Source organism: Kitasatospora aureofaciens (genome assembly GCF_019192735.1).
GTDB classification, from domain to species: domain Bacteria; phylum Actinomycetota; class Actinomycetes; order Streptomycetales; family Streptomycetaceae; genus Kitasatospora; species Kitasatospora aureofaciens_A.
In genome coordinates this window covers 14,468-32,357 of record NZ_JAHTKP010000058.1, presented here as the reverse complement: position 1 = coordinate 32,357, position 17,890 = coordinate 14,468, and the positions used below count along the sequence as shown (strand labels likewise).

General features: G+C 72.6%; 16 protein-coding genes. 4 read left to right on the top strand and 12 right to left on the bottom strand.

The window, feature by feature from the left end:
* Nucleotides 1-246: 246 nt before the first annotated feature.
* The 3 genes from KV557_RS33760 to KV557_RS44625 are packed head-to-tail and all read right to left on the bottom strand — an operon-like array spanning nucleotide 247 to nucleotide 2,945.
* Nucleotides 247-687, bottom strand: coding sequence for a contact-dependent growth inhibition system immunity protein (locus KV557_RS33760; RefSeq protein ID WP_218205383.1), 441 nt, complete (start codon nucleotides 685-687; stop codon nucleotides 247-249).
* A complete protein-coding gene (locus KV557_RS33755; protein WP_218205382.1) occupies nucleotides 684-1,904 on the bottom strand; it encodes a PD-(D/E)XK nuclease family protein in 1,221 nt (406 codons plus the stop codon). The genes KV557_RS33760 and KV557_RS33755 overlap by 4 nt, the downstream gene beginning before the upstream one ends.
* A gap of 42 nt (nucleotides 1,905-1,946) precedes the next feature.
* Entirely contained in the window at nucleotides 1,947-2,945 is a 999-nt protein-coding gene (locus KV557_RS44625; protein WP_218205381.1) for an ArsR/SmtB family transcription factor, read from the bottom strand.
* A gap of 297 nt (nucleotides 2,946-3,242) precedes the next feature.
* Between KV557_RS44625 and KV557_RS33745 the strand changes: the two genes are divergently transcribed.
* A complete protein-coding gene (locus KV557_RS33745) occupies nucleotides 3,243-4,424 on the top strand; it encodes a YncE family protein (protein ID WP_218205380.1) in 1,182 nt (393 codons plus the stop codon).
* Between the two features lie 101 nt (nucleotides 4,425-4,525).
* Here the strand turns inward: KV557_RS33745 and KV557_RS33740 are convergent, their stop codons facing one another.
* A complete protein-coding gene (locus tag KV557_RS33740; protein WP_218205379.1) occupies nucleotides 4,526-5,122 on the bottom strand; it encodes a helix-turn-helix domain-containing protein in 597 nt (198 codons plus the stop codon).
* Nucleotides 5,123-5,228: 106 nt separating this feature from the next.
* Here KV557_RS33740 and KV557_RS33735 point away from each other — a divergent pair, with 106 nt between their 5' ends.
* On the top strand, nucleotides 5,229-6,728 hold the full coding sequence (locus KV557_RS33735; RefSeq protein WP_308130200.1) for an aminopeptidase P family protein: 1,500 nt from the start codon (nucleotides 5,229-5,231) through the stop codon (nucleotides 6,726-6,728).
* A 129-nt stretch (nucleotides 6,729-6,857) separates the two neighbouring features.
* Here KV557_RS33735 and KV557_RS33730 read toward each other — a convergent pair whose 3' ends face one another.
* From KV557_RS33730 to KV557_RS33700, 7 genes are all read right to left on the bottom strand, one after another.
* Nucleotides 6,858-8,270 (bottom strand): aminotransferase class I/II-fold pyridoxal phosphate-dependent enzyme, encoded by a 1,413-nt coding sequence (locus tag KV557_RS33730; protein WP_218205378.1) that lies wholly within the window; start codon nucleotides 8,268-8,270, stop codon nucleotides 6,858-6,860.
* A 248-nt stretch (nucleotides 8,271-8,518) separates the two neighbouring features.
* On the bottom strand, nucleotides 8,519-9,190 hold the full coding sequence (locus KV557_RS33725; protein ID WP_218205377.1) for a class I SAM-dependent methyltransferase: 672 nt from the start codon (nucleotides 9,188-9,190) through the stop codon (nucleotides 8,519-8,521).
* 31 nt (nucleotides 9,191-9,221) lie between these two features.
* Nucleotides 9,222-10,490 (bottom strand): sugar ABC transporter permease, encoded by a 1,269-nt coding sequence (locus tag KV557_RS33720; RefSeq protein ID WP_218205396.1) that lies wholly within the window; start codon nucleotides 10,488-10,490, stop codon nucleotides 9,222-9,224.
* A 71-nt stretch (nucleotides 10,491-10,561) separates the two neighbouring features.
* Nucleotides 10,562-11,341 carry an ATP-binding cassette domain-containing protein gene (locus tag KV557_RS33715; RefSeq protein ID WP_374106707.1) on the bottom strand — a complete coding sequence of 260 codons (780 nt, stop codon included), beginning with the start codon at nucleotides 11,339-11,341 and terminating at the stop codon, nucleotides 10,562-10,564.
* Nucleotides 11,342-11,412: 71 nt separating this feature from the next.
* The gene (locus tag KV557_RS33710) at nucleotides 11,413-12,525 is read right to left on the bottom strand and encodes a sugar ABC transporter substrate-binding protein (protein ID WP_218205375.1); all 1,113 of its coding nucleotides are present in this window, start codon (nucleotides 12,523-12,525) and stop codon (nucleotides 11,413-11,415) included.
* 108 nt (nucleotides 12,526-12,633) lie between these two features.
* Nucleotides 12,634-14,049, bottom strand: a complete 1,416-nt coding sequence (locus KV557_RS44235; RefSeq protein ID WP_218205374.1) for a sensor histidine kinase — start codon at nucleotides 14,047-14,049, stop codon at nucleotides 12,634-12,636.
* Nucleotide 14,050: 1 nt separating this feature from the next.
* The gene (locus tag KV557_RS33700; protein ID WP_218205373.1) at nucleotides 14,051-14,728 is read right to left on the bottom strand and encodes a response regulator transcription factor; all 678 of its coding nucleotides are present in this window, start codon (nucleotides 14,726-14,728) and stop codon (nucleotides 14,051-14,053) included.
* Nucleotides 14,729-14,864: 136 nt separating this feature from the next.
* Here KV557_RS33700 and KV557_RS33695 point away from each other — a divergent pair, with 136 nt between their 5' ends.
* Together KV557_RS33695 and KV557_RS33690 are read left to right on the top strand one after the other, a co-directional pair.
* Nucleotides 14,865-15,551 (top strand): PepSY domain-containing protein, encoded by a 687-nt coding sequence (locus tag KV557_RS33695; RefSeq protein WP_218205372.1) that lies wholly within the window; start codon nucleotides 14,865-14,867, stop codon nucleotides 15,549-15,551.
* A 1-nt stretch (nucleotide 15,552) separates the two neighbouring features.
* Entirely contained in the window at nucleotides 15,553-16,341 is a 789-nt protein-coding gene (locus KV557_RS33690; protein WP_256178348.1) for a COG4705 family protein, read from the top strand.
* A gap of 138 nt (nucleotides 16,342-16,479) precedes the next feature.
* Here KV557_RS33690 and paaK read toward each other — a convergent pair whose 3' ends face one another.
* Complete coding sequence (gene paaK, locus KV557_RS33685) at nucleotides 16,480-17,829, bottom strand: phenylacetate--CoA ligase PaaK (RefSeq protein WP_218205371.1); 1,350 nt, start codon at nucleotides 17,827-17,829, stop codon at nucleotides 16,480-16,482.
* Nucleotides 17,830-17,890: the final 61 nt, after the last annotated feature.

The following is a 17,890-nucleotide window of genomic DNA, read 5'->3' as shown; positions in this document are numbered from 1 at the left end:
CGAGGCGCTCCCCGAAGTCTCCGAAGCGACCCTCCGAAGCGTTCCCCTGAAGTGTGCTACTAAAGTAGAACACTAGTCAACCGATATATTCGCACTGTCCGCCACGACCGCCCCAGCCCAACGGCAGGCACGCCGTACACGACGAACGGCCAGCCCCGGCCGACGGCCTCCGGGACGTCCAGGTCGGCGCGGTCCCGGACTCCTCCGCGGAGCAACTGCGCGAGCGGGTCCGGGAGATGGCCGGCTTCATGGCGCGCTGAGCCGGTCGGCAGCCCCGGGCCTGGCCGGCCGGAGCAGGAAGTCGGCACGTCCGACTTCCTGCGCCGGCCCGGGCGGCAGCTCGTCCAATCCCGTGACGATCGCGGCGAGTTCGCGTCCGAGGTCCGGCCGCTCGTGCCAGACGGCCGGGTTCCTGGTGAGGACGGCAGCGAGCAGGTCGCCCTCGTACAGGTCGCCCTCCGCGAGCGGGTTGTGCCGCAGTACCTCCACTGCCAGTGGCAGGAGTTGAGGCAGTCCCACGTTCTGCCGGATCAGCAGGCGGAGGTCCTCGACGGTCAGCTCGCCGATCGGCTTGCGGCGCAGCGCGTGCGCCGTCACGACGAGACGGCTCGCGTCCGCCGCCGGGGTTGGCCAACTGTCGCGCTCCAGCTCTTCGAGCGAACGGCCACGGTCCGCACGTCGATTCATCGCGGGCCCGCCATGGCCTGGTCGATCAGGGCATGGTTGCGCTCCCACAGCGCGGCGATGCGCTCGGCCGCCCGGGCCGCGTAGGCGGTGACCAGTTCCTCGCCGTCCTCCGGGAGGGCCAGGTCGAGGTACTCCCAGCGCGGCCACCGGTCCCAGTGGACGTGGTCCTGCGGTGCGCAGACCTCCTTGAGGCGGGCGTTGACCTCTGGGTCCCTCGCGCGGATCCCCAGGAACGGGCGCAGCTCCCCGCCCTCCTCGAACGGGTCCGGCTCGGCCCGGGCCCCAAACCCGATGCCCGCCGCCAGGGAACCGTCCGCCGCGAACCACGAGGGCTTGGCCAGCAGCACGCCGACCTCGTCGTACGTCCGGAAGGCACCGTTGCGGTTCGGGTGCCCGTCCGCCACGTAGTCGAACGGCCCGACGACCTTCACCGGCTCTCCCACCTCCAGCCCGCCCAACGCTGCCGCCACCGCCGCAGGCAGCCGGCGGAGCACCGCGCGCGCCGCTTCCCTGGCGGCGGGCAGGTGTTCGCCGTAGCTGAGCCAGATGCGGGCTGCCGCCTGGTCGTCCGGGGCCATGCCGGTCATCCTTTCGAGGGTTTCCAGGTAGTCCACGGCCGTCTCCCGGCCGCGACGGGTCTGCGCGATACGCGGGGCGGGGGCGTGCTCGACAGCGGTGCGCAGCAGGTCCGCGAAGGTACGCAGGGACATCGGGGCGAAGCGGCCGTCGGCCGGGGCGTCGCCACCGAGGGTCAGGAACAGCAGGACGACCGCCCTGCGACCGGCGGCGTGGTCGTCGGCGAGGCGCGTCGTCTGCTCGTGGCCCTCGTCGGCATGCACCTTCAGCTCGATGACGAGCGTGAACTCCGGTGCGGTGACGACGATGTCCGCGCGCGACTGCGCCTTGACGACCTCCAGCTCCACCCGGGCCCGGGCCGGCCCGCCGCCCGCCGCGAGGTCCGCCCGGCCAACGGCGGCGAGCAGCCCGGCGAGGACGGCGGTCCCGAGGTCGTGGGGGCGGCGTGGGTCGAGCAGCCAGCCGATCAGCAGTTGGTGGGCCCGCTCCTTCCCGGCCGCCTGCACCACGTCCAACACGCCGGCGGGGCCCGGCATCCAGAGCCCGGCCGTCCGCAGCCGCGCCAACTCCGCCTCGATGACCAGCCAATCCGGGTTCACGCTCATGAGCTCCTCGCTGTTCGACACGAAGTTGTTCGACACGAACACATCATCGCGTGCGGCTCCACCGGCTCCGGCAGATGGTCAGACGGGCACCGGCAGCTCCGGGTTGTCGTGGAGCAGGTCGAGGCCGACGTCCGTGAGGGTGTGGCGGACCTGGCGGCCCTGGCGTTGGGTGGTGATGAGGCCGGCGCTGCGGAGGGCGGCGGCGTGGGCGGAGGCGGAGGGTGGGGTGACGCCCATGTGGTGGGCGAGTTCGGTGGTGGAACAGGGGCCGCTGCCGATGACGCGCAGGACGCGGGCGCGGGCGGGGCCGATCACGCCGGCGAGGCCGTCGACGGTGGCTGGGCGGGCGGGGGGCTCGGCGGGGCGGGTGCCGACGGGGTGGACGAGGAGGGTGGGGCGGTTCTCGGCGAGGAGGAGGCCGATGCCGTTCTGGACGAAGTAGTTGGGGCGCAGTTCGAGGCCGCGGCCGCCGAGGTCGAAGCTGCCGTTCCAGTCGGCGATGGTGCATTCGAGGACGCCTTCGTCGCGCCAGGCGGCCCGGGGGTGGAGTTCGCCGAGCATCGCGCCGAGGCCGGCGCGGGCGACGGTGCGCGAACGCTGGGCGATGTCGGCTTCGAGCAGGCGGCGGATGTCGGGCCAGTCGGGGGCGAGGCAGGACTGGAACAGCGCCCAGGCGCCGTCGGTGATCTGGCGCAGGCTGCGGGTGCCGCCGTCGAGCAGGCGGGCGAGGGCGGTGGGCAGTTCGGCCTCGCTGCCGAACATGGCGAGGTCCTGCTCGAAGGTGTGCTGCGGGACACCGAGGACGGCGTCGAGTTCGTCGGCGAGGCGGCGGCGGGTGGCGTCGACGTCGGCGCCCATGAAGTTGGGGAGGCCGGCGGCGGAGGCGTTGACCAGGTCGAGGAGCGGGGCGGCCCGGTGCGGGACGTGGCGCCGGATGTCGCGCCACCAGCGGTCGCGGCGCAGGCCGAGGCAGTCGTGCACCTCCTGCCGGGCGGCGCCGGTGAGCAGGTGGTCGAGGGGCGAGATGGCGAACCGGGTGTTCGCGACGTCCGCGACACCGAATCTGAGCGTGAGCACCGTTCCTCCGACCTTCTCGGAACCCCCACCGCACCGGCTCTCACCTGGTGGTTTCTTGACCTTTAGGCCCAGAGGCTAATGCATGGCGGCGGGGCCGCCGCCGTTGGCATCCTTCCCGGGTCGGCCTGCGGCGCAGGCTCGCTCCGGCCCCCCACCACAGGGGAGTGGGGGGCCGGAGCGCAACACCGCAGCCAGGGGCCGCTCGGGAGAACAGTCGGGGAACACGCCTTGTTCCGCCGCCCCCATGACGTAGCCTCACCCTACCGCCACGATTCGGTCACAGGAGGGGCAAGCGAAGTGAACTCGCTGATACCAAAGGCCCGTTGGTCTGCTGCGTTACTCACCGCCACCGTGCTGCTGGGCACCGCCGCAGGGGTCGCCGAGGCAGCCCCGACCGACGGCCCCGGCCCGTTCCCCGCCCGCAGCGCCCCATCCGCCCCATCCACCGCGACCGCCGACACCCCCAACACCCCCGTCACCGGCGTCGACCGCCTCATCAACCTCCCCGGCGCCAACTGGGCGCAGCGCGCGCTCGTCAGCGCCGACGGTACCCGCACGTACGTCGGCGAGGAGACGGGCACGGGCAGCAAGCTGGACGTCATCGACACCCAGAGCGGCGCGCTCCTCGCCCAGGTGCCGACGAGCACCGACTTCTGGAGCGGCGCGAAGGCGTTCAGTCCGGACGGCACGCGCATCTACCTGATCACCAAGGACACCCTGAACGTCTTCGACACCACCGCCAACACCCTCAGCGCGAGCATCCCGCTCCCGGACCAGCCCCGGCCCGACGGCTGGCAGGCCGGCTCGCCCACCGGCCTGGCGGTGAGCCCGGACGGGTCGAAGGTCTACCTCGGCGAGACCGGGCCGAACAGCAACGTCATCCCCAACCCGTCCTTCCTGCCCGGCCGCCTGCTGACCTTCTCCACCGCGCAGAACGCGTTCACCGACACCGCGGACCTGCCGACGGTCGCGCCGAAGGGGATCGTCGTCCGGCCGAACGGCACGGACGCGTACGTCAGCAGCGCGGAGGGCCTGATCCACCTGAACGTGGCCGCGCACCCGTCCGTCGTCCGCACCCTCACGGCCCCCGGGTTCGTCGACGAGCTGCTGCTCACCCCGGACGGCACCCGGGTGTACGCGCTGACCAGGCCGGACGGCCGGGTCCAGGTGGTCGACCTCGCCACCGACACCCTGACGGCCACGATCGACCTGAACACCGGCATCCGCCAGATCCCGGACTTCGCGCTCAGCCCGGACGGCACCCGGCTGTACGTGCTGGAGGACACCCAGCTGCCCGGCCCGACGGTGGTCGCGTACGACACCGCGACCAACCAACCCGTCCCCGCCGAGAACGTCGCCCAGTTCGGCCTGGAGCACGGGGCGGGCCTGACGGTCGGTCCGGACGGCCACACCTTCTACGTGACCGGCGTCAGCATCACCGAGAGCCCCGGCACCTACCTGCAGATCGTCAGCTACTGACCGGCCGGGCGGCTGGGCTGCTCCACCGGTCCGCTCGTTCGAGATACCGAACGCTTCGGGACTCGGCCCAGCCCAGCCGCCCGTCCCAGCTCTGGCCCGCCTCAGCCCTCGTGCGGGTCCGCCACGTGCAGCCGCTGCTCCGCCCGGAAGTGCAGGAGCAGCACCGAGCGCACCACCTCGCCGTCCAGCGCGGTGTACGCGTGCGGCAGCGAGGCGTCGAAGCCGACGTAGTCGCCCGGCCCGAGCTCCACCTCGCACCCGTTCACCCGCACGCCGAGCCGGCCCGCCTGGACGACGGTGTGCTCGGTGCCGGCGTGCCCGGCCGAGTCCTGCGTGCCGCCCGGACGCACCTGCTGGTCGTAGACCTCGAACACCGAGTCCCCGGACTCGATCCGGCGCAGCGGGCGCAGGTCGACGCCGGCCCCGCTGAGCGGCTCGACGTCGGCCGCGCGGACCACCGTCACCCCGCCGGTCGGCGTCCCGTCCACCAGGTCGGAGATCGGCACGCCGAGCACCCGCGCCAGCCCGAACACCGTCTCCAGGGTCGGGTTCCCGGTGCCGGACTCCAGCTGGGACAGCGTCGCCTTGCCGATCCCGGCCCGCCGCGACAGCTCGGACAGCGACAGGCCGCGCTCGGCCCGGACCCGCTTCAGGTTGGCGGCGAGCACGCCCCGGACGGTTCCCTCGGAGTCGCTCACGCTTCCCCTCTTCTCTCCACTGATCGTTCGGTATACCGTACGGGACGCGCCCACCAAGAGCACGCACACCGCACCCATCAGCACCGACCCGATCCAGGAGGCGGCAGTGACCGAGCCCACCCGGCCCACGTCCGGGGCCAAGCCGGCCGACACCATCAAGTACCGGAAGAACGGCCTGACCCGCGGCGTGACCGACGAGCTCGCCGAGAACATGAAGCAGGGCTGGGCCGACACCGAGCGCGCCGACCTCGCGCCGATACCGCAGGCCGCGCACACCGCCCGCCGCCGCGCCGAGCTGTCCGCCGCGTACCCGGGCGAGACCCTGGTGATCCCGGCCGGCAACCCCAAGGTCCGCGCCAACGACACGGACTACCCGTTCCGTCCCTCCTCCGACTACGTCTACCTCACCGGCGACCAGTCCCAGGACGGCGTGCTGGTCCTGGCGCCCGCCGCCGAGACCGGCCACGACGCCACCGGCCACCACGCCACCGTCTACCTGCGCAACCGCTCCGACCGCGGGAACGGCGAGTTCTGGCTCGACAACCACGGCGAGCTGTGGGACGGCCGCCGCAACAGCCTCACCGAGAACGAGCGCCTGCTCGGCCTGCCCTGCCGCGACGTCCGCACGGTCCTCGACGAGTTGCGCGCCGCCACCGGCCCGATCCGCGTCCTGCGCGGCCACGACGCCGGGGTGGAGGAGGTCCTGCGCGACAAGACCGACAAGACCACCGCCGAACAGGACGCCGAACGCGACGAGGAGTTCCGCGTCTTCCTGTCCGGACTGCGCCTGGTCAAGGACGAGTTCGAGATCGCCGAGCTGCGCTTCGCCTGCGACGCCACCGCCCGCGGTTTCGAGGACGTCGTGCGCGTGCTCGGCACGGACACCGAGACCGCCGAGCGCCTGATCGAGGGCACGTTCTTCGTCCGCGCCAGGGTCGAGGGCAACGACGTCGGCTACGGCACGATCGCCGCGGCCGGCCCGCACGCCACCACCATGCACTGGGTGCGCAACGACGGCCGCGCCAAGCCCGGCGAACTGCTGCTGCTCGACGCGGGCGTGGAGACCAACCGGCTCTACACCGCCGACGTCACCCGCACCCTCCCCATCAACGGCCGGTTCGACGCACTCCAGCGCAAGATCTACGACGCGGTGTACGCGGCGCAGGAGGCCGGTATCGCCGCCGTCCGGCCGGGCGGCATGTTCCGCGACTTCCACCACGCCGCACAGCGCGTGCTCGCCGAACACCTCACCTCCTGGGGCCTGTTCGGCGACCTCGCCGCCGACAAGGTCTACGAGCTGGGCCTGCACCGCCGCTTCACCCTGGCCGGCACCGGCCACATGCTCGGCATCGACGTCCACGACTGCGCCCACTCGCGCACCGAGGAGCACGTCGACGGCCCGCTCAAGCCGGGCATGGTGCTCACCGTCGAGCCGGGCATCTACTTCCAGGAGGACGACCTGACGGTCCCGGCCGAGTACCGCGGCATCGGCGTCCGGATCGAGGACGACATCCTGGTCACCGAGGACGGCAACGAGAACCTCTCCGCCGCCCTCCCCCGCCGCGCCGACGACGTCGAGGCCTGGCTCGCCGACCTGCGCGCCTGACCCCGGCAGAACCTGAGCCGGGCGCGCCTGAGCCCGGCCGGCCTGCCCGAGACACCCCGGCGGAGTGCCTCGGGCAGGTCGGAGCACGGGCAGGTCGGAGCAGCTGCGGTCGGCCGCCGGCCCGAGCGGCTACTTCAGCTGCCCCAGCGCCTTGCCCACCCGCTGTACGGCAGCGCGGACCTCCTCGGGCTGGCGGGCGGTGTAGCAGAGGCGGAAGTAGCCGGGCACCGAGTTGTGCATGACGCCGCCGGGCAGCAGGGAGACCTCGGTGGGCTTGGCGCGGAGGTAGTCGAACAGCCGCTCCTCGTCCGGGTCGAGGCCGTGCGCGCCGAGCGACATCGGACCGGCGTCCTCCTCGTGGGAGTGGTCGGGGCGCTTGCCGAGGTACTTGGTGAGGTCGAGCCAGAAGAACTGGGCGGCGTTGTCGCCCTCGTGGTGGACGTACTCGATCCCCGCGGCGTCCAGGGCGGCCCGGACCGTACGGAAGCTCGCGCTGAGCAGCTTGGAGTACTCGCGCATCGCGTAGGTCGTGTAGAGCTCGGAGGTGGGCCCGTCGGCGGGGGCGCTCAGCAGTTCCCCGATGACGTAGGTCTTCAGCGAGTCGAAGGGGGTGAACCAGGGCAGCGGGTGGGTGGCCTCGGAGGGGTCGTCGCTGCCGAGCATGGCGCGGCGGACGGCGGTGTTCTGGGAGACCACGAAGCCGGTGCGGAAGCCGGAGAGCCCGAAGTCCTTGGCGAAGCCCCACACCACGTGGACCCGGTCGGGCTGCTCGCGGTACGCGTCCAGCGCCAGGGCACTGGTGAACTTCGTGGTGCTGCTGTCGAGTTGGGAGTGGCAGTAGATCTCGTCGGAGATGATGTGCATGTCGGTTTCGTTGAGCACCCAGGTGTAGATCTCCTCCAGCAGGGCCCGGGAGTAGTTGACGCCCAGCGGGTTGTGCGGGTTGGTGAGGACGAGCAGGCGGGGCGCGCGGTCGGGCGTGGTCTGGTCCCGGTAGGCCTGCTTGATCTGGGCGAGGGTGAGCCGGTACCGGTCGGGCCCGGTGGTGGGCAGGTTCACCGGGACGCACTTCAGCTTGGGCCGCTCCTCGAAGGACCAGTTGAAGCCCTGCCAGTACGGCGCCGGGAGCAGCACCAGGTCGCCGTCCTTGAGCGGCGGGCCGACCGGGTCGCGGCCCTTGAGGGCGAAGGCCACGCACTCCAGGGCGGAGGAGACCCCGGCCACGCCGAAGACGTCGTCCCCCTCGACGGTGGCGCCGAGCGCCAGGGTGAGCAGGTCGGCGACCTGTTCACGCAGCTTCGGGGTGCCGGCCGAGGCCGAGTACTTGATGGACGTCTCGGGGATCAGTTTGATGTCCTCGAAGACCTTCTTCTGCATCGAGTGCTCGAAGACGAGGATGTTCTCCGCGACGGACAGGTCGATCGCGGTGCGGGACGCCAGGTGGCGGTGGTAGAAGGCGAGGGCCTGCTCCAGGTCGGGCAGGCGGCCGAGCAGGTCGGCGGCGGCCTCGGGCGAGGCGAGCATGGCGTCGTGGTTGGTCATGGCGGGTCCTTGTCCGGTTTGCGGATATACGACTGGAACGACGTGACGGAACGGAGGAGTTCGCGCACGCATCGTCACCAGCCGACCACGCACCGGGGACGGCCGCCAGCCCTCGACGGCCGTCCGGACGGGAAGGGTTTCCCGCCCGGACGGGAAACGTTCGAACGGGAGTGGTTCGAATGGAAAGGTTCGAACGGGAGTGGTTCAAACGCCGTCAGGCGGTCAGCGGCTTGACCCCAGCCGGCCCGTCAGCCCAGCCGCCACACCGTCGTGGTCTTGACCGCCGTGTCCTCCAGGTCGGCCACGACCGGCACCTCGTACGCGGCCAGCGCGGTGAACCGCTCGCGCGGCAGGTAGGCCCGGCCGGGGTCGCCGACGATGACGGTGGCGCCGCGGGCGGCGGCCCGTTCCAGGAAGGGCAGGAAGCGGGCGGCCATGGCCCGTTCGTAGAAGACGTCCCCGGCGAGCACGACGTCGGCCGGGGCGCCGTCGCCGTCGACGAGGTCCACCAGCGCGCCCGCCACCCGGACGCCGTTCGCCTCGGCGTTGAGCCCGATCGCGGCGACGGCGTACGCGTCGATCTCGGCGGCGCGGACGGACGAGGCCCCGCGCAGCGCGGCGGCGACGCCCACCACGCCGGACCCGGCCGCGACGTCGAGCACGGTCCGCCCGGCCACCACCTCGGGGTGGTCCAGCACGTAGCGGGTGACGGCCACCCCGCCCGCCCAGGCGAACGCCCAGAACGGCGGCGGCAGTCCGGCCCGCCCGCGGGCCCGCTCGGTGGTCTCCCAGAGAGTGATCGCGTCCTCGGCCATGTGCAGGCTGATCTCGGGGAGGAACGGGACGGGCTTCAGCTCGGTCTCGCGAAGGATGAACGCGAGGTCGGTGTCCGGTTGATGAAGGCGCAGCTCACTCGGCATGCCCCGCAGCATAGGGCCCAACTGCGGGTGGTCAGGCTCGCCCGGCGGCCTTCTGGGTACGCCGCGCCAGCGAGTCGACGACCACCGCGGCGAGCAGCACCGCGCCCGTGATCATGAACTGGATGGCGTTGCTCACCCCCTGGATGTTCATCCCGGACTGGATCGAGCCGATCACCAGCGCGCCCAGCAGCGCCGACCAGGTCTTGCCGCGCCCGCCGAACAGGCTGGTGCCGCCGATGACGGCCGCCGCGATGGCGTTCATCAGCAGGTTGCCGCCACCGGAGGTCTGGCTGGCCGACTGGATCTGCGCGGCCAGGAACAGGCCGCCGACCGCGGCCATGGTCGAGCAGATGGTGAACACGCTCATCCGGATCCACGCCACGTTGATACCGGCGCGCCGGGCGCCCTCGATGTTGCCGCCGAGCGCGAACACCTGCCGGCCGTAGCCGGTGCGGCGCAGCACGAAGTCCAGCACCACGATGAAGATCAGGAAGATCAGCAGCGCCAGCGGCAGCCCCTTGTACTGGTTGAGCGTGTAGGCGGCGAGGAAGGCGATGATCGCCAGCAGCACGGTCCGCAGCACGATGTCCGCGACCGGCCGGAACGGCACCCCGGCGGCCCGGCGCCGGCGGGCGTCGACCAGCGAGGCTCCGGCGAACAGCGCGACGCCGACGGCGGCCGTGCCGTACGCGGCGATCTGCTGCCCGTAGATGGTGCTGTAGAGCCTGGAGACGATGTCCTTGCCGGACAGGTTGACGGTGCCGGTCGCGCCGAGCACCTGGAGCATCAGGCCGTTCCAGCCGAGGTTACCGGCGAGGGTGACGACGAACGCCGGGACGCCGACCTTGGCGAAGAACACGCCCTGGATGAGGCCGACGGCGGCGCCGCCCGCGAGGGCCACCAGCAGCGCCACCCACTCGTTGACCCCGTGGGTGACGTTCAGGACGGCGAACAGCGCCGCGCACAGGCCGCTGACCGAGCCGACCGACAGGTCGATCTCGCCGAGCAGCAGCACGAAGACGATCCCGATCGCGATCATGCCGGTGCCGACGATCTGCTGGGACAGGTTGGACAGGTTCTGGGCGGAGAGGAAGCTGCTGTTGAGGCTGCCGAACACGGACCAGATCACGATCAGCGCCAGCACGACCGGCAGCGAGCCGAGTTCGCCGCTGCTCATCCGGCGACGGAACTCACCCAGATAGCCCTTGATGCCCTCCTGGCGGACGATCAGCCGCGGGTCGACCGCCGGGATGGCGTCGGGCGCCACCGGGACGGGCGCGTTGACGCCGCCCTTGGGCATGCTGTCCTCGGGCAGCGGGGCGCGGTGGCGTTCGGGCTCGCCGCCCTGCGGGCTCCCGGGAATGTTCTCGCTCACTCGGAACCCTCCTGGCCACGGGCCTGCCGGCGGGTCACGGCGTTGTCCGTGGCGCCGGTGATGGCCGAGATGATCTCTTCCTGGTTGGTGTAGCGCTTGTCGAAGACGCCGTTGTTGCGGCCGAGGCGCAGCACCGCGACGGTGTCCGCGACGGCCATCACGTCCGCCATGTTGTGGCTGATGAGGATCACCCCGTGGTTCTGCTCGCGCAGCCGCTCGACCAGGTCGAGGACCTGGGCGGTCTGCTCGACGCCGAGGGCGGCGGTCGGCTCGTCCAGCATGACGACCTTGGGCGAGCCGATCAGCGCACGGGCGATCGCGACCACCTGGCGCTGGCCGCCGGAGAGCGAGGCGACCGGGATCCGGACGCTCGGGATGCGGATCGAGAGGGTGTCGAGCAGCGCCCGGGAGCGCTTCTCCATCGCGACCTCGTCGAGGATGGTGAAGCGCCGGATCTCGCGGCCGAGGAAGAGGTTCCCGACCACGTCGAGGTTGTCGCAGAGCGCGAGGTCCTGGTAGACGGTGGCGATGCCCAGGTGCTGGGCGTCCTGCGGGCGGTGGATGGTGACCGGCCGGCCCTGCCACTCGATCGTGCCCTCGTCCGGCTGGTGCACCCCGGCGATGGCCTTGACCAGGGTGGACTTGCCGGCGCCGTTGTCGCCGACCAGCGCCACCACCTCGCCGGTGTGCACCTCCAGTTCGATGTCGGTGAGCGCCTGGACGGCGCCGAACCGTTTGGAGACCCCGCGCAGGGCCAGTACGGTCTCACCTGCCACAGTGACCAACTCCCTTGCCCCGCCCCCGAGGTGGGGGCGGGGCGTATTTCGTGTGGGGGACCGATCCGCGTTTACTGGAGGCCGGCGGCCTTGCAGGCGGCGGCGTAGTCCGGCGTGCAGATCTGGGCGACGGTGTAGAGGCCGTCGGCGACCACGGTGGTCTTGACGTTGTCCTTGCTGACGACGACCGGAGTGATCAGGTTGGCGGGCACCTTGTTGCCGCTGCCGTTGGTCACCGTGGTCGGCGCGAGGGTGGAGTCCAGCGCCTTGCCCGAGGCGAGGGCGACGGCCATCTCCCCGGCGGTGTCGGTCTCCGGCTTGAACGGCTTGTAGATCGTCATGGTCTGCGTGCCCGCCAGGATCCGCTGGATGGCGTCGAGTTGGGCGTCCTGGCCGGTGAGCGGGACGCTGATGCCGGCCGCCTTCAGCGCGGTCGCGACACCGGCGGCCATGCCGTCGTTGGCCGAGTAGGCGCCGACCACGTTGTTCGCGCCGATCGCGGTGATCGCCGCGGCCGCCTCCTGGTTGGCGGTGTTCGGGTCCCACTGGGGCGTGTCGAACTCCTTGCCGATCTTCAGCTTGCCGTCGATCGCGCTGTGCGCGCCGGCCTTGAAGTCGGCCGCGTTGGGGTCGGTGGGCGAGCCGTTGATCATGAAGATCTCGCCGGCGCTCGCCTTGCCGCCCACCGCCGCCACCAGGGCCTGGCCCTGGAGTTCGCCGACCTTGTGGTTGTCGAACGACACGTACGCGTCGGCGGGCCCCTGGGCGAGGCGGTCGTAGGCGAGCACCTTGACGCCGGCGGCGTGGGCCTTCTGGACGGAAGACTGGATCGACTTGGAGTCCACGGCGTCCAGGATCAGCACCTTGTCGCCCTTGGTGAGGGCGGTGTCCACCTGGGTCTGCTGGACCGTGGCGTCCTGGTTGGCGTTGTAGTAGTCGATCTGCGCGTCCGGCGCGAGCTCCTTGATCTTCTTCTCGATCAACGGGCGGTCGAACTGCTCGTACCGGGTGGTCTTGGTCTCCGGCAGCAGCAGGCCGATCTTCACGGCACCGACCGCAGCCGCACTGCCTCCGCTCGCGCTCGCACCGCCGGTGGACTGCTTGGCGCTGCCGCACGACGCCACGCCGAGGCCGATCGAAACCACTGCGGTGACCGCGACGACGCGGCGAAGCCCGATGCTCATGAGGATGCCTCTCCTGTTGAGTCCACCCCCTTTCCTCCGAGTCTGGGAAGCCGAGGCCGCCCCCACGACCCCGGGTGCGCCGAACGGGTAGATGAAGCCCGTGTCCCGCTAGAGCTCCTCCGCCGCCAGCGGGAGCGTCGCCGTCAGGCGGGCACCGGACGGGGTCGGGGTGACGGCCAGGGTGCCGCCGTGGTGGCGGGCGATGTCGCGGGCGATCGGGAGGCCGAGGCCGCTGCCGCCCTCGTCGCGGCTGCGGGCGTCGTCGAGGCGGGTGAAGCGCTCGAAGACCCGCCCGTGGTCGGCGGGCGGGATGCCGGGTCCGTCGTCCTCGACGTCCAGGACGGCCACGCCGCGTGCCCGGTCGGCGGCCAGCCGGACGTAGACGGTGCTCGCCGCGTGCCGGCCGGCGTTGTCGAGCAGGTTGGTGAGCAGCCGTCCGAGCCAGAGCGGGATGCCGTCGACCGCGACGCCCGGGGCGAGGTCGGTGGTGCGCCGGTGCGGGCCTGCGGGCCGGCCGAGCACGGTGTCGGCGACCAGCGCCGTCAGGTCGACCCGCTGCCGCGGCCGGTCGTCGGTGCCGCCCGCGTCGAGGCGGGCGAGCAGCAGCAGGTCGGTGGCGAGGCTCTGCAGCCGGTCGGTGTCCTGGAGCGCCCCGTGCACCAGCTCGGCCCGCACGGCCGGGTCCGGGTGGGTGTCGGCGACCTCCAGCTGGGTGCGCAGCACCGCGAGCGGGCTGCGGAGTTCGTGCGAGGCGTCGGCGATGAACTGGCGCTGGCGCCGTCCGGAGGCCTCCAGCCGGTCGAGCATCGCGTTCATGGTGGCGGCGAGGCGGGCGATCTCGTCGGCGGTGCCGGGTTCGGGCACCCGGCGGTGCAGGTCCTGCCCGGTGATGGCGTCCACCTCGGCGCGGATCGCCTCGACCGGGCGCAGCGCGTGCCCGGTGACCCGCCAGGTGACGACGATCCCGGTGAGCAGCAGCAGCGGGCAGGCGACGGCGAGCCCGGCCTGGGTGATGTCGAGCGCCTCGTCGGCGGCGCGCAGCGAGGCGCCCGCGTAGACGGTGACCGGCCCGCCGGGGGTGTCGGCGGTGACGGCGGTGAGCCGCTGGCGGTGGTGTTCGTACAGCGGGTCGACGTCGTCGGTGGTGTGCGAGCCGGTGCGGCCGTCGGCGCTGAGGGCGGGCCGGCCGGCCAGGTTGGGACTGGCGGCGAGGACGGTGCCGTGCGCGTCGACGGCCTGGAGGAAGTCGGTGCCGTGGCCGGCGTGGAGGACGGGGGTGAGCCGTCCCTGGGCGGCGAGTTGGGCGACGCTCTCGGCCTGCTGGCGGGTGGCGGAGGCGGCGGAGGCGACCAGGTCGGCGTGCAGGACGGCGAGCAGTCCGGCGCTCGCGAGGGCGAGGGCTGCGCCGAGCACCGTCCCGGCGGCGGCGGTGGCCCGGGCGCGGACCGTCCGTGGGAGGAACCGGCGCAACCGGGGCAGCCGACCCGGGAGTTGGAGGCCCGGGAGTCGGATGCCGACGCGCATCTCAGCCTCCGTCCGGCGCGAGCCGGTAGCCGGCGCCGCGCATGGTCTGGAGGGCGGCGCGGCCGAAGGGGGCGTCGATCTTCCGGCGCAGGGCGTGGATGTGGACCTCGACGATGCTGGGTTCGGCGTCGTGGTCGGCGTCCCAGACGTGGTCGAGGATCTCGCGCTTGGAGACGACCGTGCCGGCGCGGGCGGCCAGGTGTTCCAGGATGGCGAACTCGCGGGCGGTGAGGTGGGTGGGGGTGCCGGCCCGGGTGCAGGTGCGGGCGTTGGCGTCGAGCACGAGGTCGCCGAGGGTGTGCAGGCGGGGGCGCTGCTGGTCGATGCGGCGGTGCAGGGCGCGCAGGCGCGCGAGCAGGACGACGAAGGAGAACGGCTTGGACAGGTAGTCGTCGGCACCGGTGTCGAGGGCCTCGGCCTCGTCCCACTCGCCGTCCTTGGCGGTGAGCATCAGGATCCCGGCGCGGCATCCCTTGGCGCGCAGCCGGGCGCAGACCCGGTAGCCGTTGAGGCCGGGGAGCATGATGTCGAGGACGATCACGTCGTAGGGGTGGCGGTCGGCGAGGGCGAGGCCTTCGGGCCCGTTGTGGGCGGTGTCGACGGTGTGTCCGTCCGCCTCCAGGCCGCGCCGCAGTGCGGTGGCCATCCGGTGTTCGTCCTCGACGACGAGAATGTGCATCCATTCAGGGTGCCAGGTGCCGCCGAGCGACCCGTCGGCACCTTAAGCGGAGGTTCAGGAACGGTCCGTCATGATCGCCGGGCGCGGCCCGGGCGGTTCCGGGCGCGCGGAGCTTCCGAGGCAAGGAGAACGCCCGATGACCGACTCCACGTCGTCCACCACCCCGCTCCCGGAGGGCCCGGACCACGGCCCGGAGGAGATTCCGGAGCTCGCGCCGAAGCGGCGCCGGGCGGCGCGGCTGCGCGCCTGGGCGGGCGGCCGGGAGCGCCGCATCGTCGCCGGAGTGGCCGCCGTCGCGCTGGTCGGCGCGGGCGGGCTGGCGCTGGCGGTCGCCCACGAGGAGCACGGGCGCGGGCACCACGGGGCGATGAACTGGGCCGAGGACGGGGGCGAGCGCGGCCGGGGCGAGAACGGCGGCGACGAGCAGGGCTCGTACGGCTCGCACGGCTCGCACGGTGCGCGCGGTTCGCACGACTCGCAGGGCTCGCACGACGAGAACGGCAAGGGCGGCAAGGGCGGCCGCCACCACGGCGGGCAGAGCGAGAACGGCGACGGCACCGCCCCCGCCCCGCTCCCCTCCCTCGCCGCCTCGACCGCGCTGGAGAAGGCGCAGGCCGCCGTCCCCGGTGGCCGGGCCGAGTCGCTGAAGCGCGTCACCGCGCAGGGCGGCACCGCCGCCTGGGCCGTCGTGGTCGTGGGCCCGGACGGCGTGCGCCACCTGGTGACCGTGGACGGCGCGAGCGGCGAGCTGACCGGCAACACCGTCGTCGGCTCCACCGTCGATGCCTCCCTCGACGGCTCCGTCGACGGCTCCGGGCGCTGACATGGCCCAGCACTCGACGATGCCCCGGCCGAACACCCACGCCCGGACCGCGGCGGGGACGACCGGGGCGAGCAAGGTCCCGTCGGTGGACGCCTGGTTCTGGCTGGTGAAGATCCTCACCACCGGCATGGGCGAGACCCTCTCCGACTTCCTCGCCCACACCGTCGGCCCGGTGCCCGCCGTCGCCGCGGCCGGCCTGCTGCTGGCGGTGGCCCTGATCGTCCAGCTGCGGCTGCGCCGCTGCGTGCCCGGGGTGTACTGGGGCGTGGTGGTGCTGGTGAGCGTGTTCGGCACGATGGTGGCCGACGTGGCGCACGTCGCGCTCGACGTGCCGTACGCGGTGTCGGCGGGCACGCTGGCGGTGGCCCTGGCGGCGCTGTTCGTGCTCTGGCACCGCGTGGAGGGCTCGCTGGCGATCGACCGGGTGACCGGGCTGCGCCGGGAGCTGTTCTACTGGGCCGCCGTGCTGCTGACCTTCGCCCTGGGCACCGCCGTGGGCGACCTGTCGGCGGCCACGCTGCACCTCGGCTACCTGATCGCCGGCCTGGTCTTCGCCGCGCTGATAGCCGTCCCGGCGGTCACCGCGCGGGCCGGCTGGGTGGGCCCGGTGGCCGGGTTCTGGTGGGCGTACGTGCTCACGCGTCCGCTGGGCGCCTCGTTCGCCGACTGGGCGGGCGTGGGCCCGGCCCGCGGCGGCCTGGGCCTGGGCACCGGCCCGGTGAGCCTGGCGCTGGCGGTGGTCATGGCCGTCGCCCTGGCGCTGTCCGCGCGGGCGCGTCGGCGCCGCTGAGCTGGACTCTCCCGCCAGCAACCGTCTACATTGCTGTAGACGCGACGGAGGCGTACGGCACACCCCCCGGACTGCCGTCCGCCTCCGTCACGCCATATCCGGGTGCCCGCGCGGGATATCCGGATGCCCGCGCGGGCCTCACCCGCGCTCGTCGACCACCCGCTTGATCTTCCCGACCGAGCGCTCCAGCGTGTACGGCTCGACCACCTCCGCCACGACCGTGACGCCCACTCCGTCCTTCACCGCCCGGACGATCGCCGCCCCCGCCGCCGCCCGCTGCTCGGCCGGCGCGTCCGGCCGCGCCTCGACGCGCACCATCATCGCGTCCATCCGCCCCTGCCGGCTCAGCCGCAGCTGGAAGTGCGGCGCGACGCCCGGGGTGCGCAGCAGGATCTCCTCGATCTGGGTCGGGAAGACGTTCACCCCGCGCAGGATGATCATGTCGTCGCTGCGCCCGGTGACCTTCTCCATCCGCCGGAACGCCGGCCGCGCGGTGCCCGGCAGCAACCGGCTGAGGTCGCGGGTCCGGTAGCGGATCACCGGCAGCGCCTCCTTGGTGAGCGAGGTGAAGACCAGTTCGCCGCTCTCCCCGTCCGGCAGCACCTCGTCGGCCCCCGGCTGATCGGCCAGCGGGTCCACGACTTCCGGGTAGAAATGGTCCTCCCAGATATGCAGGCCGTCCTTGGTCTCCACACACTCCTGCGCGATGCCCGGGCCGACCACCTCCGACAGGCCGTATATGTCGACGGCGTCGAGGTCGAGCCGCTCCTCGATCTCGCGCCGCATCTCCTCCGTCCACGGCTCGGCGCCGAAGATCCCGACGCGCAGCGAGGTGCCGCGCGGGTCGATACCCTGCTTCTCGAACTCGTCGAGCAGGGTCAGCATGTACGACGGGGTGACCATGATGATCTCGGGCCGGAAGTCCTGGATGATCTGCACCTGGCGCGCGGTCATGCCGCCGGACGCCGGGATCACCGTGCAGCCGGCCCGCTCGGCGCCGTAGTGCGCGCCCAGCCCGCCGGTGAACAGCCCGTAGCCGTACGCGATGTGCACCTTGTGCCCGGGCCGGCCGCCGGCCGCGCGGATCGAGCGGGCGACGACGTCGGCCCACATCGCCAGGTCGTTCTCGGTGTAGCCGACGACGGTCGGGCGCCCGGTGGTGCCGCTGGAGGCGTGGATCCGGCGGACCTGCTCCATCGGGACGGCGAACAGGCCGAACGGATAGCCCTCGCGCAGGTCTGCCTTGGTGGTGAACGGGAAGCGGGCGAGGTCGGCGAGGCTGCGGCAGTCCTCGGGCCCGACCCCGGCGGCGTCGAACTTGCGGCGGTACAGCTCGACGTTGTCGTACGCGTGCCGGAGGGTGGCCTGCAGCCGGGCGAGCTGGTGGGCGCGCAACTCGTCGACGCTCATCCGCTCACCGGCGTCCAGCAGTCCGGGCGGGATCGGCTCGCCGAGGCGTCCCGGTGTGTCGGGTGCGCTGCTGGTCATCGTCGCTCCTTCGCAGGTCGGCCGAGCCCCGGGACGCACCCCTACCGATCGTTCGGTCAGG

Excerpts from the sequence above, each read along its gene's own strand:
- KV557_RS33700 (WP_218205373.1), bottom strand. The coding sequence starts at position 14,728 with ATGCACATTCTCGTCGTCGAGGACGAACACCGGATGGCCACCGCACTG.
- KV557_RS33725 (WP_218205377.1), bottom strand. The coding sequence starts at position 9,190 with ATGCCGAGTGAGCTGCGCCTTCATCAACCGGACACCGACCTCGCGTTC.
- KV557_RS33720 (WP_218205396.1), bottom strand. The coding sequence starts at position 10,490 with ATGCCCAAGGGCGGCGTCAACGCGCCCGTCCCGGTGGCGCCCGACGCC.
- KV557_RS33730 (WP_218205378.1), bottom strand. The coding sequence starts at position 8,270 with ATGACCAACCACGACGCCATGCTCGCCTCGCCCGAGGCCGCCGCCGAC.
- paaK (WP_218205371.1), bottom strand. The coding sequence starts at position 17,829 with ATGACCAGCAGCGCACCCGACACACCGGGACGCCTCGGCGAGCCGATC.
- KV557_RS33695 (WP_218205372.1), top strand. The coding sequence starts at position 14,865 with ATGACCGACTCCACGTCGTCCACCACCCCGCTCCCGGAGGGCCCGGAC.
- KV557_RS33760 (WP_218205383.1), bottom strand. The coding sequence starts at position 687 with ATGAATCGACGTGCGGACCGTGGCCGTTCGCTCGAAGAGCTGGAGCGC.
- KV557_RS44235 (WP_218205374.1), bottom strand. The coding sequence starts at position 14,049 with ATGCGCGTCGGCATCCGACTCCCGGGCCTCCAACTCCCGGGTCGGCTG.
- KV557_RS33690 (WP_256178348.1), top strand. The coding sequence starts at position 15,553 with ATGGCCCAGCACTCGACGATGCCCCGGCCGAACACCCACGCCCGGACC.
- KV557_RS33710 (WP_218205375.1), bottom strand. The coding sequence starts at position 12,525 with ATGAGCATCGGGCTTCGCCGCGTCGTCGCGGTCACCGCAGTGGTTTCG.